The following is a 26,591-nucleotide window of genomic DNA, read 5'->3' as shown; positions in this document are numbered from 1 at the left end:
TGTTACCCCGTGGTAGCGGATTGTCCCGCCCATGACGCGCCAGGTCGGCCGCCGCGCAGCAGGGCCTCGATCACCTGGGCCACCCCGTCCTCCTCGAACGGCGGGGCCGTGCGGCCCACGGCCCGCGCGACCGCGGGGTGCCCGCTCGCCATGGCGTAGCCGTGGGCGGCCCACGTGAGCATCTCGAGGTCGTTGGGCATGTCGCCGAAGGCCATCACCTCGTGCGGGCGGATGCCGCGCTCGGCCGCGTACTGCTCGAGGGTGCGCGCCTTGGTGAGCCCCTTCTGCCCCATCTCCACGAGCGGGGCCGCCGCCACGGAGTGCGTCACGGACAGCCGGCCGGCCACGAGCTCGGCGAGCGCCCGGAAGTACTCCTGCGGCTCGGCGGTGTCCAGCTTGGCCAGGAACTTCACCAGCCCCTGGTCCTCCGGCAGCCGGTCCCGCAGCGCCCCGACCAGGGGGGCGCCGACCTCCATCCGGTCGGTCCTGGCCCACCCGTGGTCCGTGAAGACCCCCTCGAGGGTCTCCGCCGCGAACAGCGTGCCGGGGTGCCGGGCCGCGACCTCGTCCATGACCGCGAAGGCGTCCCGGGCCGGGAACAGGCTCGACTCCACGACCAGGTCGGCGCTGAGGTCGTAGACCACCGCCCCGTTCGAGCAGATGACCACGCCCTCGTGGCCGAGCTGCTCGCGCAGCGGGTCGAGCCAGCGCATGGGCCGGCCCGTCACGAACACCACGTGGATGCCGCTGTCCTGGGCGGCGCGGATCGCGTCGACGGTGCGCGGGCGGAAGCGGAAGTCGTGCCCCAGGACGGTGCCGTCGAGGTCGCTGGCGATCATCCGGATCGGCGCCGTCCCGGGGACCTCCGGATCAGGGCTCACGGGTGTACTGCCACCTAGGCCTCGTGCGTCCCGGTGAGGCAGGCGCGGGCGATCCCGGAGCTGAAGAGCTGGAAGTTGACGACGGCGGGGCTGGCGCTCTCGTCGACCTCGATCTGCTCCTCGCCCACGGCGGTCACGCACACGATGTAGCGGTGCGGCCCGTGGCCGGGGGGCGGGGCGGCGCCCACGTACTCGTCGGTGCCACCGTCGTTGCGGTGCTTGACCGCCCCGGCCGGAGGGTCGGACGCCGCGCCGCGCGCGAGGGAGGTGACGTCGGCGGGGATGTTGGACAGGCACCAGTGCCAGAAGCCGCTGGGGGTGGGGGCGTCCGGGTCGAAGACCGTGACCACGTAGCTCTTCGTGCCCTCCGGGGCCCCGGACCAGCTCAGCTGCGGGGACACGTCCTGGCCGCCGGCGCCCATGATGCCCGAGAGCTGGGCCGGGGCGAGCGGGCCGCCGTCGGAGATGTCCTCGGAGGTGAGGGTGAAGCTCGGCAGGTCGGGCAGGTCGGCGTACGGGTCGCGCTCGGGCACGGGCTCTCCTTGGACGGGACGGGACGGGTGGGGTCGGGGCGGGTCAGGGCGCGGGCAGCTCGTCCTTGCGGGGCAGGTCCGCGCCGGCGCGGGAGACCGTGACGCCGGCCGCCGCGGCGGCGTAGCGCAGCAGCTCGCCGACCTGCTGCTCGTCCAGGTTGTCGATCCGCTCGCGGGCCGGCGCGCCCGTGTAGCCGTGGTCGGTGAGCCAGCCGAGCAGCGCGGCCATGAAGGAGTCCCCGGCCCCCACGGTGTCCACGACCGTGGTGCGGGCGGCGGGCACCTCCACCCCGCGCGGCCCGGTGGCGCGGGTGCGGGCCCAGGGCCCCAGGGGCCCGCGGGTGACGACGACGAGCTCCGCGCCGGCCTTGAGCCAGGCGCCCGCGCTCTCCTCGACGCTGCGGTGGGGGTACAGCCACAGGAGGTCCTCGTCCGAGGCCTTCACGACGTCGGCGAGGGCCACGAGCTGCTCGGCCCGGGCCCGGGCGTCCGAGGAGTCCGGGATGATGGACGGCCGGCAGTTGGGGTCGTAGGAGATCAGGGCCGAGCGGTGGGCCTGCTCCACGGCGTGCAGGACCTTCGAGGCGCCGGGCTCGAGCATCGCCCCGATCGACCCGACGTGCAGCAGGGAGGTGTCCCGGAGCAGCTCGGCCAGCTGCTCGTCCGAGAGGTCCAGGGACCAGTCGAGCTGGAAGTCGTAGGTCGCGGCGCCGTCCTCCCCGATGACGGCCTCGGCCACGGAGGTGGGCCGCGTGTCGGCGTCGAAGGGCAGGAGCACGCCGTTGTCCCGCAGGTGCGCCTCGACCTGCGTGCCGTACTCGTCCTCGCCGTAGCGGCCGAGGAACTGGACCTCGTGGCCGAGCCGGGCCAGGCCCACGGCCACGTTCATGGGGCTTCCCCCGGCGTGCGCGCGGGGCTCCTGGCCGCGCTTCGAGACCACGTCCACGAGCGCCTCACCGATGACCGTCAGCATGCTCTCACGGTAGCACCCGCCGGCCCCGCCGCCCCCGGCACCGGACCGGCCCGCCGGGCCCGTAACGGGAGCCCTTCCCGCCCCCGGTGCCCCTAGAATGGAGGGCGGCGTCCTGCGCGAACCGCAGCGGCGCGCACCCGACCGCGCAACGAGGCGCGGCACGTCACGGCCGGACACGATGACGTCCCCGGCCGAGGAAGAGAGTCATTCTTGAGCACTCCTGAAAGCTGGGCCGACCGCGAGTCGCTCGCCGAGGGCATCGTCCCCCTGGTCGGACGCCTGCACCGTGAGAACAAGGTCGTGCCGACGGTCTACGGCCGCTCCCTGGTGCACAAGTCCGTCACCCAGATCATCAAGGCGCACCGCTTCGCCCGCCGGATCGACGGCGAGGAGCTGCCCCTCGAGGACACGACCCGCCTGCTCGAGGCCATGTCCGGGCTGAACCTCGGCACCTGCGCGGTGGACCTCGGCAAGCTCAACCGGCTCGCCCAGGAGTCGGACCAGGACCTCGAGTCGTTCCTGCGCGAGGAGCTCGCCCCCGTGGTGGACCGCAGGGCCCAGAACTCCCCGGAGTCCCAGGACGTGGTGCTCTACGGGTTCGGCCGCATCGGCCGCCTGCTCGCCCGCATCCTCATCAACCGCAACGACGGCACCGGCCTGAACCTGCGCGCCGTCGTGGTGCGCAAGAAGCCGGGCAACGACCTGGTCAAGCGCGCCTCCCTCCTGCGCCGCGACTCGGTGCACGGGAAGTTCGACGGGACCATCCACGTCGACGAGGAGAACGACGTCATCACGGCCAACGGGGTGGCCATCAAGTTCATCTACGCGAACGACCCCACCGAGATCGACTACACCGCCTACGGGATCGACAACGCGATCGTCGTGGACAACACGGGCGTGTGGCGCGACGAGGCCGGGCTCTCGAAGCACCTGCAGGCCAAGGGCGTGGCCAAGGTGCTGCTCACCGCACCGGGCAAGGGCGACCTGAAGAACATCGTGTGCGGGGTCAACGACGACGTCATCACCCCGGAGGACACCATCCTGTCCGCCGCGTCCTGCACCACCAACGCGATCACCCCGGTCGTGAAGGTCCTGCACGACAAGTACGGCATCGCGCAGGGCCACGTGGAGACGGTCCACTCCTACACCAACGACCAGAACCTCATCGACAACTGGCACAAGGGCGACCGCCGGGGCCGCTCCGCCGCCCTCAACATGGTCATCACCGAGACCGGCGCCGCGAAGGCCGTGGCCAAGGCCCTGCCGGAGATGGCCGGCAAGCTGACGGGCAACGCGATCCGCGTCCCCACCCCGGACGTGTCCATGGCCATCCTCAACCTGCAGCTCGAGCAGGCCCCGGAGTCCGAGGACGCGGTCAACCAGTACCTGAAGGACATCTCGCTGAACTCGTCCCTGCGCAAGCAGATCGACTACACCGACTCCCCCGAGATCGTGTCTACCGACTTCGTGGGCTCCCGCCGCGCGGGCGTCGTCGACGGTCTCGCGACGATCGTCAACGGCAGCTCGCTGGTGCTCTACGTCTGGTACGACAACGAGTTCGGCTACTCCTGCCAGGTCGTGCGGGTGCTCGCCCGGATGGCCGACATCGCGATGCCGCAGTTCCCGGCCGAGCGGGTCGCGGTCGGCACGGCGTCGATCCCCGGCTGAGCCGCCCCTCGCCGGCCGCGAACCGTCCGCGCCGAGGGGTCGCCACCGAACGGAACGACCGACTCGCACCGTTCAGTGGCGACCCCCCGCGCAGCAGGTCGAGCAGACGGCGCCCCTCGAACGGCGTCGCGGCGGGTCAGGCGGTGTAGAAGGCCCCCGCGACCGCCCCGAGGGCGGCGACGTCGTCCACGTGGCACAGCTCCCGGGCCGAGTGCATCGACAGCAGGCCGATGCCGACGTCGATCGTGCGCACCCCCAGCCGGGCCGCGGTGATGGGCCCGATGGTGGACCCGCACGGCACCCGGTTGTTGGAGACGAACTCCTGGTAGCCCACACCGGCGCGCGCGCAGGCCTCGGCCCAGATCCCGGCGCCCACGGCGTCCGTGGCGTAGTGCTGGTCCGCATTGATCTTCAGCAGCGGCCCCGCCCCCGGCACCGGCTGGTTCACGGGGTCGTGGTGGCCCTGGTAGTTGGGGTGCACCAGGTGCCCGGCGTCGGCGGACAGGCACACGGACCCGGCCAGGGAGCGCCGGTGCTCGGCGGCGGAGCGGCCCAGGCCCTCACCGATGCGCACCAGCACGTCCTCGAGGAACGGTCCCGCGGCGCCGGAGCGGGTGCGGGAGCCGATCTCCTCGTGGTCGAACGCGGCGAGCACCGCGATGTGCCGGCCCTGCTCGACCGCCTCGGCCTCGCGGGCGAGCGCGCTCAGCCCGGCGTGCACGGAGGACAGGTTGTCCAGCCGCCCGGAGGCGAACAGCGTACCGCCCTGCCCGAACACGGCGGGGGGCTGGGCGTCCGCCAGCACCACGTCGTAGCCGACGATGCGGGCCGGGTCCACGGGCCCGCCGTCCGCGTGCTCGGCCAGCAGCGCGAGGACGTCCGCGTCCTCCGGCTGCCCCACTCCCCAGATCGGCTGCACGTGCTGCTGGCGGTCGAGCTGCAGGCCCTTGTTGGCCTCGCGGTCCAGGTGGATGGCGAGCTGCGGGATGCGGGCCACGGGGCCGGTGGCGGTCAGGTGCTCCACCGGGGCGCCGTCCGTCCCGCGGACCACGAGCCGGCCCGCCAGGCGCAGCTCGCGGTCCAGCCACGAGTTCAGCAGCGCCCCGCCGTAGGTCTCGACCCCGGCCTGGTGCCAGGTGTGGGCCGTGGTGGTGGGCCTCGGCTTGAGCTTGAAGCCCGGCGAGTCGGTGTGCGCACCGAGGATCCGGAACCCCGCCGCGGGGGGGACCTCCGCCGGGGTGGCCCACGCGATGACAGCCCCGTCGCGGAGCACGTAGCGCCGCCCGCGGACGCCGGTCCGGGCCCAGTCCTCCGTCTCGTCGAGGCGGACGAAGCCCGCCTCCTCCAGCCGGGCGGCGGCGGCGTGCGCGGCGTGGAAGGAGCTCGGCGACTCCATCACGTAGCGGCCGAGGTCCTCGACGGCGGACCGGGGGTCGACTGCGGTGCGGGGTTCCATGCCGTCAGTCTACGAAAGGTGCTGGGGCGCGCGTCCGGGCGCCTGTCCCGCCCAGTGACCGGGACAGGCGGGCGGGCCGGGGCACACCCAGGCTCCGGGCCCACGGCCCTCCCCACCGGGTCCGGGGCCGGCCGCGAGGAGGAGGGCCGGCCGCGGCGGGTGCACGGTCCGGGTCACCTCCACGCCGCGCCGGCGCGCGCCGCGGACCACGAGCCACGCGAAGAGCAGCTGCAGGCCCGCCGAGAGGGCGAGGGCCACCCAGGACGACTCCTCGGCGTCCGGGTCGGCCAGGCCGAGCGCGCCGAAGAGCGTGGCGATGACGTTGTTGACCACGTGCAGGGCGATCGCCGCCTCGAGCCCGCCGGTGCGCCAGGTCAGCCAGCCGGCGACGACCGCCATGACCGCGACCGCCAGCAGCCCCCAGGCGTCGTACAGGTGCCCGAACGTGAACAGGGGCACCGGCAGCAGGATCGCGAACACGGGCCGGCGCAGCCACCGTCCCACGGTCTGCAGCAGGTAGCCCCGGAAGACGAGCTCCTCCGCCGCGCACTGCAGCGGGACCACCAGCACGATCATGGCGATCAGCCACCAGAAGCCCTCCACCGGCTGCGGGGCGGTCAGCGAGCCGAGCAGCGCGTACTCCACGAGGAGGGCGGCCGCCTGGCCCACCGCGTAGACGGCAAGGGCCACGAGGAGGCACCGGCCGAGGAGGCCCCAGCGCAGCCGTCCCGTCACGGACAGCAGCAGCCCGAGGGGGCGGGGGCCCGTGATGGCCCGGGCCGCGAGGAGCGCCGGGATCATGAGGACCAGGGAGAAGAACAGCATGAAGAAGATCGCCGGGTCCATCATGTCCAGCTCCGTGCCCCCGAGGAAGACCTCGTCCAGGGCCTCCTCGCCGCGCACGGCCACGAGCCCCACGGCCCACACGATGCCGAACACGATGGCCAGCACCCCGTAGAAGGCGCCGAAGAGCAGCAGCTCCACGAGCGGCTTCCACCACCGGTGGTCGGGGTCGGCGTGGCCGAGCCGGTGGTACGGCAGGAGCCGGGGCCCGGGGCCCGAGGGGTCGTCGTCGAGGGATCCCTGCCTCCAGGGGGCGGCGCGCGTGGTCATGCCTCCCACGGTATCCGCAGCCGGTCCCTTCCGGACACGCGACAGTTCGGGGGCGCCCCGTCGTGGCGCCCGCCGGTCAGGGCAGGTCGCTGCGGTAGCGCAGGCCCATCTGCCGGCGCGCGTCGTCGAGCAGCTCCAGCACCAGCACGGTGTCCGCGAGCGGCATGCGCGGGCTCTCGGTCAGGCCGGCCTGGAGGCACCGGGTCACCTCCCGCAGCTCGTGGGCGAAGCCGTGCCCGGCGGCCCGGAAGCGCTCGGTCCGCGGCGCGGCTCCCCCGGACCGGACCACGAGCTCACCGGGGTGGTAGAGGGGCGCCCCGGTGCGCAGCCAGCCGTCCGTCCCGCTGATGGTCACCGTGCCCGGGCAGTCCGTCTCGATGGACGTGGTGAGGTGGGCGTGCGCGCCGTCCGCCCAGGTGAGGGTCAGGCCGTTGTGCAGGTCCACGCCGTCCTCGTGGAGGACGCCGTGGGCCGTGAGGCCGGCCGGTGCGCCGAGCGCCGCGAGCGCCCAGGTGAGCGGGTACACGGCGAGGTCCAGCAGGGCCCCTCCGCCCGCCGCGGGATCCCAGAGCCGGGACCCGGGGTCGTACGGCACCGGGGCGCCGAGGTCCGCCTGGAGCCAGCGGACCCGGCCGATCTCGCCGGAGCGGACGATGTCGAGGGCGCGCCCGAAGCTCGGCAGGAAGCGCGTCCACACCGCCTCCATGAGGAACAGCCCGCGCGCCCGGGCGAGCTCCCGCAGCTCCCCCGCCTCCCGGGCGTTCATGGTCAGCGGCTTCTCGCAGAGCACGTGCTTGCCGGCCTCGAGGGCCGCGCGGGCCACGGCGTGGTGCTGGGCGTGGGGCGTGGCGACGTAGACGACCTCCACGGCGGGGTCCGCGACGAGGCGCTCCCAGCCGGTGGTGCCGTCGTGGTCGTGGTGGCTCCGGGCCGCGCCGAAGCGCTCGGCGAACGCCTCGGCGGAGGACCGGGAGCGGGAGCTGACGGCCGAGAGCACGGCGTCGTCGAGCAGCGCCAGGTCCTCGACCACGCGGCCGGCGATCGACCCGGTGGCGACGACGCCCCAGTGCACGGGACGGCCGGTCGCCGTCGCGGGGTCGTCGCCCGTCACCGGGGCGGGGAGGGCTGGAGGGGGCATGGTGGCCTTTCGGGGAGGATCCGGGGACGCCGACGACGGCGCCGGGGCGTCGCCCGGCTCGGGGCGGGAAGGACTAGACGGAGTCCCGGAGCACGAGCGAGGTCGACATGATGGTCACCCGGTCCGTCGGCCGGCCCTCGATCATGTCGACGAGGGTCTCGGCCATCTTCCGGCCGAGCTCGACGATCGGGTGGTTCACCGTGGTCAGCGCGGGGGTCACCGACGTCGCGAAGGAGTCGTCGTCGAAGCCCACCACGGCGATGTCCTCCGGGATGCGCAGGCCGCGGCCCTGGATCACGGTGTACGCCCCGGCCGCCATCTGGTCGTTCGCGGCGAACACGGCGTCGACCGGCCGGCCGCGGTCCAGCAGCCGCTGCATGGCCCGGGCCCCCGAGGCGAGCGTGAAGTCGCCCACCTCCACCAGCTGCTCGTCCAGCCCGGCCTCCCGCACCGCGGTCCGCCAGCCCGCCAGCCGGTCGATGCCCGGGGGCATGTCCTGCGGCCCGGCGATGGTCGCGATGCTCCGCCGCCCGCTCGCGGTGAGCAGCCGGGTGGCGCTGCAGGCAGCGGCCTCGTTCTCGACCTCCACGTAGTAGGCGTCCTCGGCGCCGACGAGCGGGCGACCCGCGAACACCATGGGCAGCGACCCCGAGAGGTGGGTCCACGAGTGGTCGCCGCTGTGGTGCGAGACCACCAGGGCACCGTCCACGTTGCCGCCGAGCAGGAAGCTGCGGGTCTTCTCGGGCTTCGCCTCGGACGCGATGACCATGTTCAGGGTGAAGTCGGTGTCCGTCAGGTACATCGCGATGCCCTGGACCACGGTCGTGAAGAACGGGTCCGCGAACACCTTGGACGTGGACTCCGGGATGATCAGGGCGACCGAGTTGGCCCGTCGCTTCGCCAGCGAACGCGCCGCCCGGTTCGGGGTGTAGTCGAGGGCCTCGATGGCCTTCCGCACCGACTGCGCCAGCTCGGGGTCGACGCTGGGCGAGTCGTTCACCACCCGGGACACGGTCGCCCGCGAGACCCCGGCCAGCGCGGCCACCATCTCGAGCGTCGGCACGGGCCGGGGGCCGCCTGCGCGCTGCGTCATGATCATCTCCGGTGCTCTCGGCGGGTGGGCTGGCATCAATGCTAGGCGCCCGTGGACGGGGCCACCGGCGTGCGGTCCGCGGCGGCGGCGATGACCCCGGCGTAGGCGCGACCGCTGTCCTTGACCGTGCGCTCGAACGTCCCGTAGTCCACCCGGACCACGCCGAAGCGCTTGCCGTAGCCCCACGACCACTCGAAGTTGTCCAGCAGCGACCACACGAAGTAGCCGCGGACGTCCGCGCCCTGGTCGATGGCCTCCCCCACGGCCGCGATGTGGCCGAGGACGAACTCGGTGCGCTCCGTGTCGTGGACGGCGCCGTCGTCGCTGACGACGTCGTCGTAGGCGGCGCCGTTCTCGGTGACGTACAGGGGCGGGAGCGCGGGGTACTCCTCGCCCAGGCGCACCAGGAGCTTCCGCAGCCCGTCCGGGTTCACCTCCCAGTCCATCGCCGTGCGCGGCAGGCCGCGGCTCGGGAACGCGATGTCCTCGGAGCCGATCCAGCATGAGGACGTGGGGCGGCTGGCGCCGCCGGAGTGGCCGTCGCCGCCGGAGGACTCCGGGTGCCCGCTGATGAGGTCGTCGTGGTAGTGGTTCACGCCGAGGAAGTCGAGGGGCGCCCCGATGGTCGCGAGGTCACCGTCCCGGACGAGATCGCGGAGGCCGAACCGGTCCAGGTCCGCGAGGGTGTCCTCGGGGTACGCGCCGCGCAGGATGGGGTCCAGGAAGAGGCGGTTCTGCAGGGAGTCGAACCGCCGGGCGGCGTCGAGGTCCACCGGGTCCGAGGGGTCTCGGGGGATCGAGTTGCTGAGGTTGAGGGTGATGCCCAGGTGCTCGGCACCGCGGGACCGCAGGTGCTCGACCGCGAGGCCGTGGGCCAGGTGCTGGTGGTGCACGGCGGCGACGGCGGCCCGGGGGTCCTGCCGGCCGGGCGCGTGGACCCCGGCCGCGTAGCCGAGCAGCGACGAGCAGAAGGGCTCGTTGAACGTGGTCCAGTGCCGCACCCGGTCGCCGAGCACCGAGTGCACGTCGTCGGCGTACTCGAGGAAACGGTGCGCGGTGTCCCGGTGGGCCCACCCGCCCTTCTCCTCGAGCGCCTGCGGCAGGTCCCAGTGGTACAGGGTCAGCCAGGGCAGGATGCCGGCCTCGAGCAGCTCGTCGACCAGGCGGGAGTAGAAGTCCAGGCCCTCGGGGTTCGGGGCCCGGTCACCGGGACGCACCCGCGCCCAGCTCGTGGAGAAGCGGTAGGAGCCGAGCCCGAGCTCCTTCATGATCCGCACGTCCTCGGGCATCCGGTGGTAGTGCTGCACGGCGTCCTCCAGGGTGTCGCCGTTGGCCACGGCGCCCGGCAGACGGGCGAAGGCGTCCCAGACGGAGTCCTCCTTGCCGCCCTCGTGCCCGGCGCCCTCCACCTGGGCCGCGGCGGTGGCCGAGCCCCAGAGGAAGCCCTCGGGCCAGCTGCGGTGGTGCACGGCTGCGTCTTCTGCGTTGTTCGGCATTAGCCCTTCACTGCTCCTTGCATGATTCCGGAAATGAGTTGTCTGCCCGCGACGGCGAAGAGCGCCAGGAGGGGAAGCGTGGCCATGACGGCGCCGGCGAGGACGATCGAGTAGTCCACGTAGCGGGCCGACTGCAGCTGGCTCAGCGCCGTCTGCAGGGTGGGGTTGCTCGCGTCGAGGACGAGCAGCGGCCACAGGAAGTCGGTCCACGCCGTCATGAAGGTGAACAGGCCGAGGATGGCCATGGCCGGGCGGGCCGCGGGGAGCGCGACGTGCCAGAAGGTGGAGATCATCGACGCCCCGTCCATCCGGGCCGACTCGATGAGCTCGTCGGGGATGACGTCCACGAGGTACTGGCGCATGAAGAACACGCCGAACGCCGTGACGAGGGTGGGCACGACGACCGCCCCGATCTCGCCGGTCCAGCCGAGCTCGCGCATGAGCATGAACAGCGGGATGATGCCGAGCTGCGTGGGGATGGCCATGGTCGCGACGACCGCGACCATGAGGCCGTCGCGCCCCTTGAACCGCAGCTTGGCGAACGCGTACCCGGCGAGGGTGGAGAACGTGACCACCGAGACGGTGATGATCCCCGAGATGAGCACGCTGTTGCCGAGGGCCAGCCAGAAGGGGATGGTGTCGAAGACCTCGCCCACGTTCGTCCAGAAGTTGCCGCCCGGCAGCAGCGGCGGCCAGGTGCGCCCGAGGGCCTCGTTGGAGCGGCTGCCGATGATCACCGACCACCACAGCGGATAGGCGCTGGCCAGGAAGAACGCGGACAGCAGGCCGTAGGTGAGGAAGCCGGGGCGGTGCCCGTCCCCGAAGATCCGCCGGCGCACGGGCACCGCCCGCGGCCGCCGCGTCCTGGTCCTCGTGGGTGCGCCGGTGACGGTCATCGTGTCCTCCTCGTGGTCGTCGGTGCTGCGGCCGCCCGTGGCGCGCCGGTGCCGGTGTTCGCCGCCGCGTCGGGGACGACGGCGTCCACCGCACGCGGCCTCCGCCGCCGATCGGCCCCGCGCCCGGTCCTGCGCGGCGGCCTCCCCCCGTCGGACGCCGTCGCGATGCGGCGCGAGACCAGGTAGTTGACCAGGCCGAAGAGCAGGATGAGGAGGAAGAGCAGCCAGGCGATGGTCGCGGCCTTGCCGAAGTTCTGCCGCTGGAAGGCCATCTCCCAGAGGTAGAGGACCGTGGTCTGGAACTGGCGCTGCGTGCCGCCCGCGGCCACGGGGTCGAAGAGCCTCGGCTCCGTGAAGATCTGGAGGCCGCCGATGGTGGTCGTGATGACCACGAACACCATCGTGGGACGGATGCTCGGCAGGGTGATGCTGAAGAACCGGCGGAGAGGGCCCGCGCCGTCGATCGCGCCGGCGTCGTACAGGTCACGGGGCACCGCCTGCATCGCCGCGAGCAGGATCAGCGCGTTGTAGCCGGTCCAGCGCCAGTTGACCATGGCGGCGATGGCGATGTGGCTGGGCAGCGTCTCGTTCTTCCACAGGATCGGGTCGACCCCGAAGCTGCCGAGGATGTTGTTGATGAGCCCGTACTGCTCGCCGAACATGTTCGTGAAGATCATGGCCACGGCCACCGGGGTGACCACGTAGGGCAGCAGCACGCTCATCTGCCACAGCGTCCTGGCGCGCAGGTTCTGGTCCAGGACCGCCGCGATCAGCACCGCGGCCGCCAGCTGCGGGATGCTCGAGAGCAGGAAGATGCTCACCGTGTTGAACAGCGAGTTCCAGAAGAACCGGTCCCGCAGCACCTCGGTGAAGTTGCCCAGCCCCACGAACTCGCCCCGGCCGGTGAGCAGGTGCCAGTCGAAGAGCGAGACGAAGAACGTGTACCCGAGCGGGAAGAGCCCCACCACTCCGAAGAGGACGAAGAAGGGCGCGATGTACAGGTAGGGGGAGGCTTTCAGGTCCAGGACGATGAGCCGCTGTCTGCGGGTCGGCCTGGGCGGACTCGGCGCCGGCGCGGCGGGCGCTGCGGCGGCGGGGCGGTGGGCTGTCGTGGTCATGAGGGTCTCGCGCTTCCGTGAGGGGGCCTCCGGCGGATTCCGGAGGCCCCGTGGCCGGGTCCTGCTAGTTGTTGACGACCAGGTCGTCGAGAAGCGCGAGGGCCTCGTCCCAGGCCTCGTCGGCCGTGGCGGTCCCGGCGTCGAGGCGCTTCAGCGGCGGCAGGAAGACGTTCTCCTGGATCACGGAGTCGTGCGGGCCCTTGAACTGGGCGACGACCCCCTCGGCGCGGGACGCGAGGATCACCCCGGTGGGTGCGTCGTTGAACACGGGGTTCGGTTCGGCGTCCTCGACCAGCTTCTCCTGGGCCTCGATGGTGCTGGGGAAGTTGTTCGCCTTGGCCGACTGCTTGACCTGCTGCTCGGGCGCGGTGAGCCAGGCCGCGAGCTTCGCCGCCTCCTCCGGGTGCTCGGAGGTCTCCGGGACGGAGAGGAACGCGCCGCCCCAGTTGGAGGCGCCGCCCGGGAAGACGTCGGCGAAGTCCCACCCGCTGCCCTCGCCGCCGCCGGCGGACTCGAGCTGGCCCTCGATGGTGCCGAGCATCCAGCCGGGGCAGACGAAGGTCGCGAAGGAGCCGTCCACGAAGGCCTGGCCGTTGCCCCAGTCGAACTGGGTCTGGTTGGCGGAGAGGCCGTCCAGCGTGCCCGCGGCGAGCAGGTCGAAGCGCTCGCGCAGCTGCTCGTTGCCCTCCACGTTCAGCTCGCCGTCGGCGGTGTAGTAGCCCTCGTCGAGCTGGTTGACCATCGAGTTCCACACGAAGCCGGACTGGTCGTACCAGGCCTTGCCCGTGGTCTCCTGGTACTCGCGGCCGAGCTCGAAGTAGGTCTCCCAGGTGGCGTCGTCGCCGCCGAAGAGCTCCGCGACCTCCTCGCGGTCGCTGGGCAGACCGGCCTCCTCGAAGAGCTTTCCGTTGTAGCAGAGGCCCTGGGGACCGATGTCGGTGCCGTACCCGATGACGCGGCCCTCCGGGTCGGTCCCCTGCTCGAACTTCCACGGCACCCAGTTGTCCTTGATGTCGGCCGCGCCGTGCTCGTTGAGGTCCACGAACTGGTCGGAGACCTCCATGATCGAGCCGAGCCAGCCCTCCTCGATGGCGGTGACGTCGCTGAGCCCGGACCCGGCGGCGATCTTGGTGAAGGCGTCCGTGCGCGCGTTCGAGCCGCGGTCGATGTTCGTGGCCTTGATGGTCACGCCCGGGTTCAGCTCCTCGTACTCGCCGTAGAGGTCGTCGTAGCCGAAGGTCCCGAAGGTGGTGACGGTGAGTTCGACGGGGTTGTCGGCGCTGGCCGGCTCGCCTCCGCCCCCGCCGCACCCCGTGGCGACGGCTGCCAGTGCCGCCGCACCCGCCAGGGCTGTCGTTCGCTTGAGTCGCGTGTGTCCCACGGTCACTCCTTGTGTGAAGGGCTGGAGAGGAGCTGCTCTTGAGAGAGCGCTCTCTCTGCTGTGCCTCGACTGTATGTGCCGTGGCTCACACCGTCAAGAGAGCGCTCTCTCAGATCTCGGAGAAGTCGCTCCGCGTCGTGCGGCGAGGACGGGACGGGCCCGTCCGCGACGCGTCAGCGGGCGTAGCGGTCCACGAAGGCGGCGAGGATCTTCTCGGGCTCGGTCACGGGCGGCCCCGTGCGGATCCGGTCCTTGACGTCCTCGGCCTCGGCCGGCGGGAAGTACCCGTGCTCCTTGTACGCCTCGATCCGGCGGAGCAGGGCGGGGGCGTCGAGCTCGGGATGGAACTGGGTCGCGTAGAGGTTCTGCTTGATCCGGAACATCTGGACGGGGCAGTCCGCGCCGGTCGCGAGCAGGACGGCTGCGGGCGCCAGGGTGCGCGTGCCCTCCTTGTGCCCCACGAACCCGTGGAACGCCGGCGGGAACTCCCGGAGCAGCGGGTCCCGCAGCCCCTCCTCGGTCAGGGTGACCTCGATGACGCCGATCTCCTCGCCGCGGGTGCGGTCCACGATCCCGCCCTGGTGCGTACCGAGGGTGCCGACGCCGTAGCAGGCGCCGAGGAGCGGGAAGTCCCGGGCGACGACCTCGTCGAGCAGGTCCCGCATCTCGGACTCGGCCCGCCGCTGCACCTCCGACTTCTGCTGCGGCGGGTCGGAGGAGTTGAACGGGGACCCGCCGATGACGACCCCGGAGTAGCGCTCGAGGTCGATCGGCGGCATGGGCCCGGCCTCCAGCCGGACCCGGTGGAGGTGGCTCTCCTGCAGGCCGCTGAAGCGGCAGATGGTCTCGTACTCCTCGTCCGCGACGTCGTCCTCGGCGCGGGTGGCGAGCAGCAGGAAGGGCTTCATGACCCCATCGTAGCCAGCGGCGGGGGCTCCCCCCGCCCGCTCAGGGGACCAGGCGCTCCCGGTGCGCGTAGGCATTGAAGGAGGTGCCGCGGCTGAAGCCGAGCAGGGTGACCCCCGTCCGCTCCGCGAGGTCCACGGCGAGGGCCGAGGGCGCCGAGACGGCCGCGAGCGCCGGGACGCCGGCCATGTACGCCTTCTGCACCAGCTCGAACGAGGCGCGGCCCGAGACCTGGAGCACGGTGGAGCCCAGGGGCAGGAGGTTCTCGCGCAGGGCCCAGCCCACCACCTTGTCCACGGCGTTGTGCCGCCCCACGTCCTCCCGCACGCACAGCAGCTCGGGCTCGCCGGCACCGTCGCCGCCGGGGCCGTCCGGGAAGCGGAAGAGCCCCGCGGCGTGGACGCCGCCGGTCGTGGCGAACAGCTTCTGCCCGGTGCGCAGCCGGTCCGGCAGGGCGAGCAGCGCGGGCACGGGGAGCCCGGTCCGGTCCGCGGCGGGGTCGAACGAGGAGACCTTGGTGACGGCCTCGATGGACGCCGTGCCGCAGACCCCGCACGACGACGACGTGTAGACGTGCCGCTCCATGGAGGTGTCCGGCAGGGCGACCCCCGGCGCGAGCCGCACCTCCACCACGTTGTAGGTCCGCTGCCCGTCCGGGCCGATGCCGCTGCGGTAGTCCATCTGCACGATCTCGGCCGGCGCGCGCACCACGCCCTCGGAGACGAGGAACCCGGCCACGAGGTCGAAGTCGTGACCCGGGGTGCGCATCGTGACGGTGAACGGCCTGCCGTCGAGCCGGATCTCCAGGGGCTCCTCACCGGCCAGGGTGTCCGCGCGTCCGGTCCCGCCGCCGTCGGCGGTGTACCGGTGCACGCGGCGCCGCTGGGAAGCTCGGGTCATGGCGGTCCTCCGGTCCCGGCTCCACCGGGTGGGAGCCCTCCCCCGGCATCCTATGGGCGCGGCCCGCGGGGGCCGAAGCGGCGGCATTACCGAGCAGTAACGTCGGGCGAAGTGGGGACAGGCATGTTCTGTTCTTATTCATAGACTTTTGTCTAGAGTTGACGTGTCAAGGGAATTCGGCGGCAGGGCTGCCGGCGGATCCTCCGGGCGATCCACTGCGGTTCCACGGGCCGGCGCGCCGAGGCGCGGCCGTCGCAGCGGGCACCCCGTCCCCCGTGATCCGGGGGGACCGGGTGCACGCCGCCTCCGCCGACACCCCACCGGATGCCCGGCACCACACGCGCACCGATCCCGCGCGGCCTCTCCTCTCACCCCTCTCTCGCTCGAAGGCGGAACCATGAACACTGCAGCGCAGACCCCCCTGTCCGAGTCCACCGCGAAGGCCGGCCGGAACCGGCGCGCCGGCAAGGCCGTCCTGGCCGGCGCCGTGGCCGTCGGCCTCCTCGCCGCCGGCGGCGGCACCTTCTCCAAGTGGTCCGACGACAAGGACATCTTCGCCGCCGGCACCTCGGTGTCCACCGGCAAGCTCCAGCTCGGCAAGATCACCACGACCCAGTGGTCCGATCAGCACGGCGTGCTCGAGGACTTCGGTTCCTTCGAAATGGTCCCCGGCGACTCGCTGTCCTACACCGTCGGCAGCTCCGTGGTCGCCGAGGGCAAGAACGTCACCGGCACCCTCTCCGTGGACACCTCCGAGCTGCCGACCGGCATCCAGCAGATGCTGGCCCACGACGCCCTGGGCTACGACGTCACGATCACGGGTCTGGCCGACCAGGACACGGACGGCGACGGCAAGTACCGGGTCACGCCGGCGGACAACGGTCAGCCGATCACAGTGACGGCGAAGATCACCTGGCCGGAGCAGCTCACTAACGGGCAGACGATGCAGGACGAGAACTTCGCCCTGGACGCCATGAAGCTCACGCTCGTGCAGAACGTGTGACGCGGGGCCGACCGGCCCCACGGCACCCCGGTGTAGCGACGATGTCGCACCGGGGTGCCCCGTCCCCGTCTCGCTCCGTCTCACCCCCAGAGGCCCCCATGACGCGCACTTCCCGCTCCCGCCCCTCGACCGCCGGCCGCGCCCTCGCCGCCGCCGCGGCCGCGCTCCTGGCGCTGACCCTGCTGGGCAACAGCCTCGGAACGGCCGCCCGGTGGTCCGACACGGCACCGCTCGAGACGCAGGCCGTCAGCACCGGCGCCCTCGACGTGGCGCTGGAGCCCGCGCGGGCGACCCTCCACCGCACCGACGTCGATCCCACGACCGGTGCCCTCCGGCGCGGAACCACCGACCTCACCGGAGCGGCGGACGCCCTGTCCGCGCTGGCCCCCGGCGACACGGTCGTCGTCACGACCCGCGCGGTCCTCGACGTCGAGGGCGCGAACCTCGCCGCGACCCTCACGGTCGATCCCGGCGTGCCGGCCGGCGGCGCGGTCGTCCCCCGCGTCGAGCTCGTGCCGGTCTCCGGCGCGCCGCCGCAGCCCGGGCCGTCCTCCTGGACGGTGACCTCGGCCCACGACGGCGCGGTCTACGACGTCACCGTCTCCTACGAGGTGTCCCCGGACCCCGCCGCCCAGGGCACGACCGTCACGCCGGGCCCGCTCACGGTCGCCCTCACCCAGCACTGACCCCCCTCCCCCAGGAGCTCCCATGAGCCAGTACCGCACTCCCACGGCCTACGTGCTCGGCGTCCTCGTCCTGCTCGCCGTCATCGTGCTCACGACCCCGAACGGCGGGACCCACGCCCGCTGGTCCGCCACCGCCCTCGCCGAGGTGCCCACCATGACCACGGGCCGGATCGGCTTCGAGATCGCCGCGGTCGAGGGCGCCGGAGGCGCCGCGACCCTGACCAGCACGTCCGGCTTCGACGTCCGGTACCGGCCGGTGCAGGTCTCCCTGGTGGACTCCGCCGGGCGGTCCGTGGCCGCGCCGGCGGGCATGCGCTTCGCGTACCGCACCGGCGCGGCCTGCGACGACGGCGCGGCGCCGGCCGAGTGGACCGCCACCGCACCCGGAGGATCCGCCCCGGCCCGCGTCGACGGCGGGACGCGGGCGTCCCTGGAGCACGACCGGCCTGCCGGGCTGTGCCTGACCGTCTCGACCGACGCCGTCGCCGAGGACGCGCTCCGTGCGCTCGACGGGCAGGTGCTGCAGGTCGTCACCGTGGTGGAGGCCAGCACCCTCGGGGCCGGCACCTGGTCGACGACCCGCTCCTGGACGGCGCCGTTCACCGTGGAGGCGCCTCCCGTGGAGCAGCCCCCTGTGACCGCGCCCGACCGCCCGACGGCCCAGGACGCGGCGCGCTGCGGTGCGGACACCAGCGCCGCACAGCTCCGGTGGTCCTGGACCGGCGCTCCGGCCGTGGCGGAGTGGCACCTCCTGGTCCGCCCGAGGGGCAGCACCGTGGCGCCCACGCCGGTGAAGCGGCTGACCGACGGCTCCGCACGGGAGATCCGGCTGTCCACCGACGAGCTCCGGAGTGTCGCGGGCCACGAGAAGAATCAGGATTACGACGTCCTCGTCCGGGCCGTGCTCACGGGCGGAGCCATCCCCCACGTGGACAGCGCCTATGCGTGGACGGTCAGGACGGCCGGCGCAAGCCACAACATCAACTGTGAAGGACTCCCGTCATGACCACCGTGCTCCGCAAGACCCTCCACCCGCTGCTCGTGCTCGCCCTGACCGCGGTGGCCGCGCTGCTGCTCGCCGTCGTCGTCCTCCCGCTCGCGCTCGGCTGGGTGCCCCTGACGGTGCTCTCCGGCTCGATGGAGCCGACCGTCCCGACCGGCAGCCAGGTCGTGATCGCCCCGCTCGAGGGCGAGGACGACGCCGCGGGACTGAGCACCGGGGACGTCGTGACGTTCATGCCCCGTCCGGACGACCCGACCCTCGTGACCCACCGGATCGTGGGCGTCGCGGTGGACGGCGAGGGGCGGCGCAGCTTCACGACCCAGGGCGACGCCAACGCCGCCCCGGACGCGGAGCCGGTCACCGCCACCCAGCTGCGCGGCCTGGTGAAGTACCACGTGCCCTGGGCCGGCTACGCCGCCACCCTCCTGGACGCGGAGCAGAAGCGCAGCGGGATCGTGCTGGTCGCCGCGGCGCTGTTCGGCTACGCGCTGTGGCAGCTCGTGGGCGCCGTCCGGGACCGCGCCCGGCCCACGGACGAGAGCGCGGACGAGAGCACGGACGCGGACAGGGACGCGGAGCGGGACCACGGCGCCGGCGGCGTGGCGGAGCAGTTCCCGGCCGGGGAGCAGGCGTCCCCGGCGGAGGCCCCGACGGAGGCGCTGCCGCTGGTGCCCGCCGCCGCCGGCCGCTGAGCGGCGCAGCGCTCGCCCGGGGGCCGGGGCGGCCTGCCGGACCGTCGACGCCGGGCGAGCCGCCGTTGCCGGTCCCCGGCGGCGGGGCCATGATGGGGACCATGACCGAGACCCCGCTCACGCACGTCGACGAGAACTGGCAGCGCGCCCTGGTGGTGGTGGCGCACCCGGACGACATGGAGTTCGGCGCCGCCGCGGCCGTGGCCCGCTGGACCGGACAGGGCAAGGACGTGGTGTACTGCCTCGTCACCAGCGGCGAGGCCGGCATCGACGGCCTCGAGCCGCAGCAGTGCGGTCCGCTGCGGGAGGCGGAGCAGCGGGAGTCCTGCCGGGTCGTGGGCGTGGAGCAGGTGGAGTTCCTGCACCTGCCGGACGGGGTGCTCGAGTACGGGGTGGCGCTGCGGCGCCGGATCGCGGAGGTGGTCCGCCGGCACCGCCCGGACGTGGTCATCACCAACAACTTCCGCGACACCTGGGACGGCGCCACCAACCTGAACCAGGCCGACCACATCGCCACGGGCCGGGCCACCCTGGACGCCGTGCGGGACGCCGGCAACCGGTGGGTCTTCCCGGAGCAGGTCGAGGCGGGCCTGCAGCCGTGGCCCGACGTGCTGGCGGTATGGGCGGCGGCCTCGCCCGACTCCCGGCACGCGGCGGACGTCACGGAGACCTTCGACGCCGGCGTGGAGTCCCTGCGCGCGCACGGCGCCTACCTCGAGGGCCTGGGCTGGACCGACTTCGACCCGGACGCCTTCCTGCGGGGCAACGCCGCCGCCGTGGGCGAGCGGCTCGGGGTGCCGCTCGCGAGCTCCTTCGAGGTGCTCCCCCTGCGGTGGGGCGGCACGGAGGACTGAGCCCGGCTCCGCCGGCGCGGAGCGCTCAGGCCGGCTCGGGCTCCCGGAGGACCAGGAGCACCAGCAGCACGGCGAGGACCACGAGGGCCGCCACGAAACCGACGGTCCCGGCCCAGCCGGTGACCGTGTAGAAGACCCCGCCGGCCGTGCCCAGCACGGACGAGCCCGCGTAGTAGAAGAGCGTGTAGAGGGACGAGGCCTGCGCCTTGCCGGTGCGGGAGCGCACCGGGACCCACCCGGACGCCACGGCGTGCGCGGCGAAGAAGCCCGCGGTGAACAGCAGCAGCCCCACGACGATCACGGGGATCGACGGGACCAGCGTGGCCAGCAGCCCGGCGAGCATCACGGTCCCGCTGCTCGCGAGGACCACCCGGCGCCCGTGGGCCGCCGCGATCCGGCCGGCCGTCCCGGAGGACCAGGTGCCCGAGAGGTAGGCGAGGAACAGGAGGCTCACCACGGTCTGGGACACCCCGAACGGCTCCTCGCCGAGGTGGAAGCCCAGGTAGTTGTAGATCGCCACGAACCCGCCCATGAGCAGAAAGCCCTGCAGGTAGAGCACCAGCAGACCGCGGTCCGCCAGGTTCGCCCCCAGCCGCCCGAGCAGCCCGGCCGGCCCGGTGAGCCGGACGGTCTGGCGCACGAACCCGCGCTGGCGCGGGGCGATGAGGACGAAGACCACGGCGGCGAGCGCGGCGAGCACGCTCACGGTGATCGTGCCGGTCCGCCAGCCGAACGCGTCGCCCACGGGTGCGGCGATGATGCGCCCGGCGAGGCCGCCCAGGCTGGTGCCCGCCACGTAGGTGCCGGCGGCCACGGCGGCGTGCCGGCGGTCGAGCTCCTCCGCGAGGTAGGCCATGGCCACGGCGGGGATCCCGCCCAGGGCGATGCCCTCCGCGAAGCGCAGCGCCACCACGGCCTCGAAGCTCGGCGCCAGGGGCATGACGAGCCCCAGGACCGTGGCGGAGACGACGGCCATGACCATGGTCCGCAGCCGGCCCCACCGGTCGGAGACCACGGACCACGGCAGGACGCCCACGGCGAGGCCGAAGGTCGCGGCGGAGACGCCCAGGGAGGCCCGCGCGGCGTCGATCCCGAGGTCCGCGGCCAGAAGGGGCAGCACGCCCTGCACGGAGTAGAGCTGGGCGAACGTCGCCACGCCGGCGCACAGCAGCGCCAGCAGCACCCGGCGGTAGCCCCGGCTGCCGCGGTCGTAGCCGGTCCAGCCGCCGGGCTCAGCCACGACCGGCCCCGCGGTTCTCCCGGGCCCCGGCCCGCAGCCCGGTGACCACCCACAGGCCCAGGAGCAGGAACAGGGCGAGATAGGGCAGCGCGGCCACGGCGTCGATCGCCGGCCCGGGGACCCCCACCGGCCTCAGCCACGCGTCCCAGCGGATCGGCCCGACGTACAGGCCCACCAGCGCGACCCCGCCCAGCACCAGGGCGAGCCGGCGCGGACCGTCCCGGAGGAACGCCGGCCACGCCTCGACCCACAGCGCCGTGCACACGAGCCCCCACCACACGTGGTGGTGGGACCAGGTGACCGGGGACAGGTAGAGCATGAGGAGGGCGTTGACCGCCACCACGGAGAGGATCATCCCCCGGGCGGCGAGGACCCGGATCAGCAGGGCGACGCCCACGACCGCGGCGAGGAGCAGGACCCCGCGCAGCAGGGGCTCCGGCCCCCCGGGGACGCCGAGGTGGAGGAGCACCCCCTGCAGCGAGGTGTTGTCGACGTACGCGGTGTCGCCGACGCGCTCGTCGCTGAGCACGGCCTCGGTCCAGAACACGACCGCGTCCCGCGGCAGCGCCAGGAACCCGATCACCACGGTCGCGGCGAAGGTGAGGCCCATCGTGAGGATCGGCCGCAGCTGTCCGCGCACGAGGAACACCAGCCCGAACGCGAGGGGGGTCAGCTTGATGCCGGCGGCCAGGCCGATCCAGAACCCGCGCGGGATCCGGCCCAGCAGGGTGTCGTCGCGGGTGCGCAGCAGGTCGTAGAGCGCCAGGGCCATGAGCAGCGCGTTGATCTGCCCGAGACCCACGTTGCGCATCCACGGCCCCGACCACAGCAGCACGGCGGTGCCGGCGGCCACGGCGGTGGCGGGGCCCAGCAGGGCCTGCAGGGGCAGCGGCCGGCCGCGGGCGGCCGCCCGGCGCAGGAGCACGGCCGAGAGGACCGCGGCGACGCCCATCGAGGCGAGCCCCAGGGCGAGCTCGGTGAGCCGCTCGGGGAGGAAGGCGAGCGGCACGAACAGCAGCGCCGCGAACGGCGGGTAGGTGAACGGCAGCCCGCCGTCGCCGTCCGGGCTGAGCCCGGGGCCGTAGAGCTCGTCGTCGAAGCCGTGCCGGTCCACCACGGCCATCCCGCCGAGCCGGTAGACGTCCAGGTCGATGCTGCTGTCGAGGACCAGCCACACGGACCGCACCAGCACGCCCGCCAGCAGCAGCCACACCAGGCCGGTCAGCGCCGTCGAGCGTCCGGTGCGGGACGCGACGGCGGCGGACGGAACGCTCACCAGGGCCTCAGTTCTCGGGTCGGTGCGTGCCGGAGCGGACGCAGGCGGAGGTTGCGGCACCCACTCTAAGCCCGCCCGGTCCCGCCCCCCCGTCCCGGTCGGCCCGGGGCCGGGACCGACGGCCCGGGAACACGGCATGATGGACCCTCACACGTCGGAGACACCGCGACGGCACGGCCCCCGGGCAACCGGGACCGCGTGCCTGCCGCGAGCACCGGAGGAGAACCATGACGGAGCACCAGACGGGCGGCCCGGCGGGGGCGTCCCCGCACGAGCTGCTGCTCGAGAGCGAGGACATCGCGTCCTTCCTCGACGCCCTCTCGGGCCGCATCGCCCAGGCCCTGTCCACCGACGGGGACGAGGTGTGGTGCGCGGTCACCCTGCTCCGGCCGAAGCGGTCCTCCACCGTGGCCTCCTCGAGCCCCGCGGCCGAGGCCCTGGACGAGATCCAGTACCACTACGGCGACGGGCCGTGCCTCACGGCGTCCCGCGAGAACCGGCTGGTCCACGTCCCGGACACCCGTTCCGATCCCCGGTGGCCCGAGTACGGCCGGGCCGCCGCCGCCCACGGCATCCTCTCCGCCCTGGGGGTGCCCCTGGACCTCGCCGGCGAGGCCTCGGCGGCCCTGGACGTCTACGCCGACCGTCCGCACAAGTTCGACCGGGCGACGATCGAGGTCATCCAGCGCGAGGTGGCCTCCGCCTCCAGCGCGCTGCGCCTGGCCGTGCGGATGGAGAAGCACCGGGACGCCGAGGCGGACCTGAAGGCGGCCATGGCCTCGCGCACCACCATCGATCTCGCCGTGGGCATCGTCATGGGCCAGAACCGCTGCACCCAGGAGCAGGCCTTCGACATCCTCCGGTCCGCCTCCAGCCACCGCAACGTCAAGCTGCGCGACCTGGCCGCGGAGCTGGTCGCCACCGTCGGACAGGGCCCGGCCACCACCCACTTCGACCGCTGAGGGCCCCTCCGGCGGGCACTGCTCCGCTCCCGCGGAGGGACCGGGGCCGCGTGCGTGCGGGAGCGGCTACCCCTTCCGCCACTCGTCGCTCGTCAGGTGCGAGCCCGCCTGCGGTCCCATCTGCACCATGCCGCCGTCGACGACCCAGGACGCCCCGGTGACGTAGGCGGAGGCCGGGGACGCGAGGAACGCGATGACCGCGGCGACCTCGCGGGCGTCCCCGGGCCGGCCCAGCGGCACGCCGGGACGGTGGGCGGCCCGCGGGTTCTCGTCCTCCTGCCCCGTCATGGGGGTGGCGATCTCCCCCGGGGCCACCGAGTTCGCGGTGATCCCGTGCTCCCCCAGCTCGAGCGCGATGGTCTTCACGAGTCCGCCGAGGCCGTGCTTGGCGGCGTCGTAGGCGCTCGAGCCGACCCGGGGCACGTGCTCGTGGACGCTCGTGACGGCGATCAGCCGCCCGCCCCGCCCGGCGGCCACCAGATGCCGCGCCGCCGCCTGGAGGCACACGAACGCGCCGTCGAGATCGGTGGCGAGCACCTTGCGCCACGTGCCCAGGGACGTCTCCAGGAACGGGACGTTCGCCCCCGTGCCCGAGTTGTGCACGAACACGTCCAGGCCGCCCAGGCCCTCTACGAGGCCGTCGACGACGGCGCCGCAGCGCTCCAGCTCCGTGGTGTCCAGCCGCGCCACCACGGCCCGGCGGTCGTAGGACCGGACCTCCTCCGCCGTCCGCTCGGCACCCTCCTCGTCCCGGTGCCAGGTGATCCCCACGTCCATGCCGGCCGCCGCGAGCGCCACGGCGGTCGCACGCCCGATGCCGGAGTCGGAGCCGGTCACCACGGCCGTGCGGGGCTCGAAGTCGGGAGCGTGCTCCATGGTCGTCGCCTTCCCTCCGTGCAGAGCGCGGACCGCCGTGCGGGACGGCCCGGGGGCACCAGCCTATTCCCGGCGGTGACGCGGCGCACACCCCCGGCCGGAGCCGTTGCGGACCGCGACCGAGGAGAGGAAGCTCTTGAGCAAGCTGATGGTCGGAGACGAGGAGAGCGTCATGGCACACCAGGACCCGTCAGGATCGACCGTCCCGGAGGATCCCCGGGAGCCCGGGAAGGACCGGCCGGGCGCCTCCACCCCGCGGGGGCGGCGGCAGGAGGTGGTCGCCGCGGAGAAGCGGGAGTTCGGGGGCGTGAAGTTCGGCTCCGCGTTCTTCGGTTGGATGACCGCCACGGGCATCGCCGTGCTGCTCACCGCCCTGCTCGGCGCGATCGGCGCGGGCGTGGGGGTGGCGACCAGCACGGACCCGGGCGAGATCGCGGAGCAGGTGGCGCAGGACGCCGGCACCGTGGGCCTCGTCAGCGGCATCGCCCTGGCCCTGGTCCTCTTCGTCGCCTACTTCGCCGGGGGCTACGTGGCCGGGCGGATGGCCCGGTTCGACGGCGCGAAGCAGGGGGTGGCCGTGTGGGTGTGGGCGGTCCTCATCGCGATCGTCCTGGCGGTCCTGGGCGCGGTGGCGGGCGAACAGTTCAACGTGCTGCGCGAGCTCAACAGCTTCCCCCGCATCCCCATCGGCGAGGGCGCCCTGACCACGGGCGGCATCATCGCCCTGGTGGTCGCCGTCCTGATCCCGCTGCTCGCGGCGGTCCTCGGTGGCCTCGCCGGGATGCGCTTCCACCGGAAGGTGGACCAGGCCGGCATCGACCACCAGTACCGCTCGCACTTCTAGGACCGCTTCCGGGACCGGGGCGGGTCAGAACTCGAGGACGAGCCGCCCCCGCACGCCCCCGGCCTCGAGCCGGCGGTGCGCCTCGGCGGCGTCCGCGGCGGGCAGGACGGCTGCCACGCGCAGGGAGAGCACCCCCTCCTCCACGTACCGGCGCAGCCGGTCCAGCTTCGCGCCCGAGTGGTACTCCTGGGGCACGCTGATCCGGTGCACGGTGATCCCCCGGCCCGGGTCCCCCGTCCAGTGCCGCACGGCCGCGAACCCTCCGCCGTCCCGGACGGCAGGGGCCGCCTTCTCGTTCAGCACGGCGGCGTCCACGAGGGCGTCGACCCCGTCGGGGAAGAACTCCCGGATCCGCTCGGCGACGTCGTCCCCGCGCGCCACCACGTGGTCGGCGCCGAGGCTGTCGACGAGCTCCAGATCCTGCTCCGCGGCGTCCGCGATCACGGTGAGGCCCTCGTGCTTGGCGAGCTCCACCACGTAGTTGCCGAGGGTCCCGGCGGCCCCGGTGACGGCAAGGGTCTGCTCGGGCTGGAGGTCCAGCACCTCGAGGACCTGCAGGGCCGTGAGCCCGTTCATGGGCAGCGTGGCGGCCGTGGCGAAGTCCGTGTCCGCCGGGAGGCGGGCGATCGAGTCGTCGGGGGCGACCAGGAGTTCCGCGTAGGCGCCCCCGTGCTCCCCGCGCGGCAGGGCGATGGCCATGACCGCGTCCCCCACGCGCCAGGCGCTGCCCTCCCCCACCTCGTCGACGACCCCGGCCGCGTCCATCCCCGGCACGTACGGCGGCCGCAGGTGCTCCACGGGCTGACCGCCCGCGCGCAGCAGGGTGTCCGTGGGGCTGACGGCGGCCGCCCTGACCCGGATCCGCACCTCTCCGGGGCCGGGGTGGGGATCCGGCACCTCGTGGACGGCGAGGACCTCGGGCCCTCCGAACGTCTCGACTCCGATGACTCGCATGCCCGTTCCAACCCCGGGGCGCCCGCGCCCATTCCGGCCCCGCGCCGATGCCGTGACGATGCCGTTCCGATGCCGTCCTGACATGCGGGCGAGGATCCCGTCACACCGTTGCGGCCCCGCCGGTCCGGGGCCATGCTGAGGGCGGGTCCCGCCGCACCACGAAGGGGAGCACCATGGCACCGACAGACTTCATCACCCTTCCCGTCTCGGACCTGGAGCGATCGAAACGGTTCTACTCCTGTCTCGGCTGGCGGCTGCACCCCGCGTTCGAGGGCTCCGGCGCCGGGACCGTCGAGATCCGCGAGGACGAGCACGTCATGGTCCTGAGCGAGGACCGCCACCTGCGCCTGGTGGGGCCCGGGACCCCCGGCACCCCGGCCGACGCCTCCGTCGTCAACGCGCTCAGCGTCGACTCCCCGGACGAGATCGACGTCATCGTCGACCGCGCCGTCCGCGCCGGCGGGACGGAGGGCGACGCCCAGGACTACGGCTTCCTGCGCTCGCGCTGCTTCCGGGACCCCGACGGCCACCAGTGGGAGATCCTGTGGGTCGATCCCGCGGCGGCCTCCGTCCGCGCCGCCCGCCGGCGGTGACCGCGGGCACGGCGGAGCCCGGTCACCACGGGTGACCGGGCTCCGTCCCGTCTCGG

The 26,591-nt window shown here is 73.5% G+C and carries 26 protein-coding genes; 9 read left to right on the top strand and 17 right to left on the bottom strand.

Annotated elements, in window-relative coordinates; all coding sequences use genetic code 11:
* Positions 1 to 2: 2 nt before the first annotated feature.
* From ACP7CD_RS15275 to ACP7CD_RS15265, 3 genes are read right to left on the bottom strand one after another with little or no spacing between them, the layout of a single operon-like run.
* Positions 3 to 881 (bottom strand): HAD family hydrolase, encoded by an 879-nt coding sequence (locus tag ACP7CD_RS15275; RefSeq protein ID WP_229587237.1) that lies wholly within the window; start codon positions 879 to 881, stop codon positions 3 to 5.
* Between the two features lie 14 nt (positions 882 to 895).
* Complete coding sequence (locus tag ACP7CD_RS15270; protein ID WP_017832091.1) at positions 896 to 1,414, bottom strand: YbhB/YbcL family Raf kinase inhibitor-like protein; 519 nt, start codon at positions 1,412 to 1,414, stop codon at positions 896 to 898.
* Between the two features lie 43 nt (positions 1,415 to 1,457).
* Positions 1,458 to 2,387, bottom strand: a complete 930-nt coding sequence (locus ACP7CD_RS15265; protein ID WP_035925929.1) for a carbohydrate kinase family protein — start codon at positions 2,385 to 2,387, stop codon at positions 1,458 to 1,460.
* Between the two features lie 210 nt (positions 2,388 to 2,597).
* Between ACP7CD_RS15265 and ACP7CD_RS15260 the strand changes: the two genes are divergently transcribed.
* Complete coding sequence (locus ACP7CD_RS15260; protein ID WP_017832093.1) at positions 2,598 to 4,055, top strand: glyceraldehyde-3-phosphate dehydrogenase; 1,458 nt, start codon at positions 2,598 to 2,600, stop codon at positions 4,053 to 4,055.
* Positions 4,056 to 4,191: 136 nt separating this feature from the next.
* Here ACP7CD_RS15260 and ACP7CD_RS15255 read toward each other — a convergent pair whose 3' ends face one another.
* The 10 genes from ACP7CD_RS15255 to fdhD all read right to left on the bottom strand — a co-directional run bounded on the left by ACP7CD_RS15255 (position 4,192) and on the right by fdhD (position 15,552).
* Complete coding sequence (locus tag ACP7CD_RS15255) at positions 4,192 to 5,511, bottom strand: M18 family aminopeptidase (protein WP_035925927.1); 1,320 nt, start codon at positions 5,509 to 5,511, stop codon at positions 4,192 to 4,194.
* 9 nt (positions 5,512 to 5,520) lie between these two features.
* Complete coding sequence (locus ACP7CD_RS15250; RefSeq protein WP_017832095.1) at positions 5,521 to 6,624, bottom strand: CPBP family intramembrane glutamic endopeptidase; 1,104 nt, start codon at positions 6,622 to 6,624, stop codon at positions 5,521 to 5,523.
* A gap of 76 nt (positions 6,625 to 6,700) precedes the next feature.
* Positions 6,701 to 7,762, bottom strand: coding sequence for a Gfo/Idh/MocA family protein (locus ACP7CD_RS15245; RefSeq protein ID WP_043738391.1), 1,062 nt, complete (start codon positions 7,760 to 7,762; stop codon positions 6,701 to 6,703).
* A gap of 73 nt (positions 7,763 to 7,835) precedes the next feature.
* On the bottom strand, positions 7,836 to 8,855 hold the full coding sequence (locus tag ACP7CD_RS15240) for a LacI family DNA-binding transcriptional regulator (protein WP_017832097.1): 1,020 nt from the start codon (positions 8,853 to 8,855) through the stop codon (positions 7,836 to 7,838).
* 41 nt (positions 8,856 to 8,896) lie between these two features.
* Positions 8,897 to 10,351, bottom strand: a complete 1,455-nt coding sequence (locus tag ACP7CD_RS15235; protein WP_017832098.1) for a GH1 family beta-glucosidase — start codon at positions 10,349 to 10,351, stop codon at positions 8,897 to 8,899.
* On the bottom strand, positions 10,351 to 11,247 hold the full coding sequence (locus tag ACP7CD_RS15230; protein WP_017832099.1) for a carbohydrate ABC transporter permease: 897 nt from the start codon (positions 11,245 to 11,247) through the stop codon (positions 10,351 to 10,353). Before ACP7CD_RS15230 ends, ACP7CD_RS15235 begins: the two co-directional genes overlap by 1 nt.
* Complete coding sequence (locus ACP7CD_RS15225) at positions 11,244 to 12,365, bottom strand: carbohydrate ABC transporter permease (protein WP_035925905.1); 1,122 nt, start codon at positions 12,363 to 12,365, stop codon at positions 11,244 to 11,246. The genes ACP7CD_RS15230 and ACP7CD_RS15225 overlap by 4 nt, the downstream gene beginning before the upstream one ends.
* 64 nt (positions 12,366 to 12,429) lie before the next feature.
* Positions 12,430 to 13,746, bottom strand: coding sequence for an ABC transporter substrate-binding protein (locus tag ACP7CD_RS15220; RefSeq protein WP_017832101.1), 1,317 nt, complete (start codon positions 13,744 to 13,746; stop codon positions 12,430 to 12,432).
* A gap of 173 nt (positions 13,747 to 13,919) precedes the next feature.
* Positions 13,920 to 14,654 (bottom strand): glutamine amidotransferase, encoded by a 735-nt coding sequence (locus ACP7CD_RS15215; RefSeq protein ID WP_426120559.1) that lies wholly within the window; start codon positions 14,652 to 14,654, stop codon positions 13,920 to 13,922.
* A 40-nt stretch (positions 14,655 to 14,694) separates the two neighbouring features.
* Positions 14,695 to 15,552 (bottom strand): formate dehydrogenase accessory sulfurtransferase FdhD, encoded by an 858-nt coding sequence (fdhD, locus tag ACP7CD_RS15210; protein WP_284562741.1) that lies wholly within the window; start codon positions 15,550 to 15,552, stop codon positions 14,695 to 14,697.
* Positions 15,553 to 15,949: 397 nt separating this feature from the next.
* Between fdhD and ACP7CD_RS15205 the strand changes: the two genes are divergently transcribed.
* From ACP7CD_RS15205 to ACP7CD_RS15185, 5 genes are all read left to right on the top strand, one after another.
* Positions 15,950 to 16,555, top strand: a complete 606-nt coding sequence (locus tag ACP7CD_RS15205; protein WP_426120557.1) for an alternate-type signal peptide domain-containing protein — start codon at positions 15,950 to 15,952, stop codon at positions 16,553 to 16,555.
* 98 nt (positions 16,556 to 16,653) lie between these two features.
* The gene (locus ACP7CD_RS15200; protein ID WP_109222250.1) at positions 16,654 to 17,241 is read left to right on the top strand and encodes a hypothetical protein; all 588 of its coding nucleotides are present in this window, start codon (positions 16,654 to 16,656) and stop codon (positions 17,239 to 17,241) included.
* Between the two features lie 22 nt (positions 17,242 to 17,263).
* Positions 17,264 to 18,247, top strand: coding sequence for a hypothetical protein (locus tag ACP7CD_RS15195; protein ID WP_109222251.1), 984 nt, complete (start codon positions 17,264 to 17,266; stop codon positions 18,245 to 18,247).
* On the top strand, positions 18,244 to 18,936 hold the full coding sequence (locus tag ACP7CD_RS15190) for a signal peptidase I (protein ID WP_426120555.1): 693 nt from the start codon (positions 18,244 to 18,246) through the stop codon (positions 18,934 to 18,936). The genes ACP7CD_RS15195 and ACP7CD_RS15190 overlap by 4 nt, the downstream gene beginning before the upstream one ends.
* Before the next feature lie 101 nt (positions 18,937 to 19,037).
* The gene (locus ACP7CD_RS15185; protein ID WP_017832108.1) at positions 19,038 to 19,790 is read left to right on the top strand and encodes a PIG-L deacetylase family protein; all 753 of its coding nucleotides are present in this window, start codon (positions 19,038 to 19,040) and stop codon (positions 19,788 to 19,790) included.
* A gap of 25 nt (positions 19,791 to 19,815) precedes the next feature.
* On the opposite strand, the gene ACP7CD_RS15180 is transcribed toward ACP7CD_RS15185, so the two are convergent.
* Together ACP7CD_RS15180 and ACP7CD_RS15175 are read right to left on the bottom strand one after the other, a co-directional pair.
* Positions 19,816 to 21,030, bottom strand: a complete 1,215-nt coding sequence (locus tag ACP7CD_RS15180) for an MFS transporter (protein ID WP_109222253.1) — start codon at positions 21,028 to 21,030, stop codon at positions 19,816 to 19,818.
* On the bottom strand, positions 21,023 to 22,306 hold the full coding sequence (locus ACP7CD_RS15175; protein ID WP_272027118.1) for a glycosyltransferase 87 family protein: 1,284 nt from the start codon (positions 22,304 to 22,306) through the stop codon (positions 21,023 to 21,025). Before ACP7CD_RS15175 ends, ACP7CD_RS15180 begins: the two co-directional genes overlap by 8 nt.
* Before the next feature lie 227 nt (positions 22,307 to 22,533).
* On the opposite strand from ACP7CD_RS15175, the gene ACP7CD_RS15170 reads away from it, so the two are divergent.
* Positions 22,534 to 23,268 carry a GAF and ANTAR domain-containing protein gene (locus ACP7CD_RS15170; protein WP_017832111.1) on the top strand — a complete coding sequence of 245 codons (735 nt, stop codon included), beginning with the start codon at positions 22,534 to 22,536 and terminating at the stop codon, positions 23,266 to 23,268.
* A gap of 66 nt (positions 23,269 to 23,334) precedes the next feature.
* Here the strand turns inward: ACP7CD_RS15170 and ACP7CD_RS15165 are convergent, their stop codons facing one another.
* A complete protein-coding gene (locus ACP7CD_RS15165; protein ID WP_017832112.1) occupies positions 23,335 to 24,144 on the bottom strand; it encodes an SDR family oxidoreductase in 810 nt (269 codons plus the stop codon).
* 172 nt (positions 24,145 to 24,316) lie between these two features.
* On the opposite strand from ACP7CD_RS15165, the gene ACP7CD_RS15160 reads away from it, so the two are divergent.
* A complete protein-coding gene (locus ACP7CD_RS15160; protein ID WP_336649970.1) occupies positions 24,317 to 24,988 on the top strand; it encodes a hypothetical protein in 672 nt (223 codons plus the stop codon).
* A 24-nt stretch (positions 24,989 to 25,012) separates the two neighbouring features.
* On the opposite strand, the gene ACP7CD_RS15155 is transcribed toward ACP7CD_RS15160, so the two are convergent.
* Positions 25,013 to 25,942: an NADP-dependent oxidoreductase gene (locus tag ACP7CD_RS15155; RefSeq protein WP_336649971.1), complete on the bottom strand. Its 930-nt coding sequence runs from the start codon at positions 25,940 to 25,942 to the stop codon at positions 25,013 to 25,015.
* A gap of 173 nt (positions 25,943 to 26,115) precedes the next feature.
* On the opposite strand from ACP7CD_RS15155, the gene ACP7CD_RS15150 reads away from it, so the two are divergent.
* Positions 26,116 to 26,535: a VOC family protein gene (locus ACP7CD_RS15150; protein ID WP_426120553.1), complete on the top strand. Its 420-nt coding sequence runs from the start codon at positions 26,116 to 26,118 to the stop codon at positions 26,533 to 26,535.
* The last annotated feature ends 56 nt before the right edge of the window (positions 26,536 to 26,591 follow it).

The organism is Kocuria sp. LHG3120 (assembly GCF_049897445.1).
GTDB lineage: Bacteria > Actinomycetota > Actinomycetes > Actinomycetales > Micrococcaceae > Kocuria > Kocuria rosea.
This window is presented reverse-complemented; position numbering and strand designations above follow the sequence as displayed.

Coding starts and splice junctions, on each gene's coding strand:
- ACP7CD_RS15265 (WP_035925929.1), bottom strand. CDS start 2,387: ATGCTGACGGTCATCGGTGAGGCGCTCGTGGACGTGGTCTCGAAGCGC.
- ACP7CD_RS15255 (WP_035925927.1), bottom strand. CDS start 5,511: ATGGAACCCCGCACCGCAGTCGACCCCCGGTCCGCCGTCGAGGACCTC.
- ACP7CD_RS15250 (WP_017832095.1), bottom strand. CDS start 6,624: ATGACCACGCGCGCCGCCCCCTGGAGGCAGGGATCCCTCGACGACGAC.
- ACP7CD_RS15245 (WP_043738391.1), bottom strand. CDS start 7,762: ATGCCCCCTCCAGCCCTCCCCGCCCCGGTGACGGGCGACGACCCCGCG.
- ACP7CD_RS15240 (WP_017832097.1), bottom strand. CDS start 8,855: ATGACGCAGCGCGCAGGCGGCCCCCGGCCCGTGCCGACGCTCGAGATG.
- ACP7CD_RS15235 (WP_017832098.1), bottom strand. CDS start 10,351: ATGCCGAACAACGCAGAAGACGCAGCCGTGCACCACCGCAGCTGGCCC.
- ACP7CD_RS15230 (WP_017832099.1), bottom strand. CDS start 11,247: ATGACCGTCACCGGCGCACCCACGAGGACCAGGACGCGGCGGCCGCGG.
- ACP7CD_RS15225 (WP_035925905.1), bottom strand. CDS start 12,365: ATGACCACGACAGCCCACCGCCCCGCCGCCGCAGCGCCCGCCGCGCCG.
- ACP7CD_RS15215 (WP_426120559.1), bottom strand. CDS start 14,654: ATGAAGCCCTTCCTGCTGCTCGCCACCCGCGCCGAGGACGACGTCGCG.
- fdhD (WP_284562741.1), bottom strand. CDS start 15,552: ATGACCCGAGCTTCCCAGCGGCGCCGCGTGCACCGGTACACCGCCGAC.
- ACP7CD_RS15205 (WP_426120557.1), top strand. CDS start 15,950: ATGAACACTGCAGCGCAGACCCCCCTGTCCGAGTCCACCGCGAAGGCC.
- ACP7CD_RS15200 (WP_109222250.1), top strand. CDS start 16,654: ATGACGCGCACTTCCCGCTCCCGCCCCTCGACCGCCGGCCGCGCCCTC.
- ACP7CD_RS15195 (WP_109222251.1), top strand. CDS start 17,264: ATGAGCCAGTACCGCACTCCCACGGCCTACGTGCTCGGCGTCCTCGTC.
- ACP7CD_RS15190 (WP_426120555.1), top strand. CDS start 18,244: ATGACCACCGTGCTCCGCAAGACCCTCCACCCGCTGCTCGTGCTCGCC.
- ACP7CD_RS15185 (WP_017832108.1), top strand. CDS start 19,038: ATGACCGAGACCCCGCTCACGCACGTCGACGAGAACTGGCAGCGCGCC.
- ACP7CD_RS15170 (WP_017832111.1), top strand. CDS start 22,534: ATGACGGAGCACCAGACGGGCGGCCCGGCGGGGGCGTCCCCGCACGAG.
- ACP7CD_RS15165 (WP_017832112.1), bottom strand. CDS start 24,144: ATGGAGCACGCTCCCGACTTCGAGCCCCGCACGGCCGTGGTGACCGGC.
- ACP7CD_RS15160 (WP_336649970.1), top strand. CDS start 24,317: ATGGCACACCAGGACCCGTCAGGATCGACCGTCCCGGAGGATCCCCGG.
- ACP7CD_RS15155 (WP_336649971.1), bottom strand. CDS start 25,942: ATGCGAGTCATCGGAGTCGAGACGTTCGGAGGGCCCGAGGTCCTCGCC.
- ACP7CD_RS15150 (WP_426120553.1), top strand. CDS start 26,116: ATGGCACCGACAGACTTCATCACCCTTCCCGTCTCGGACCTGGAGCGA.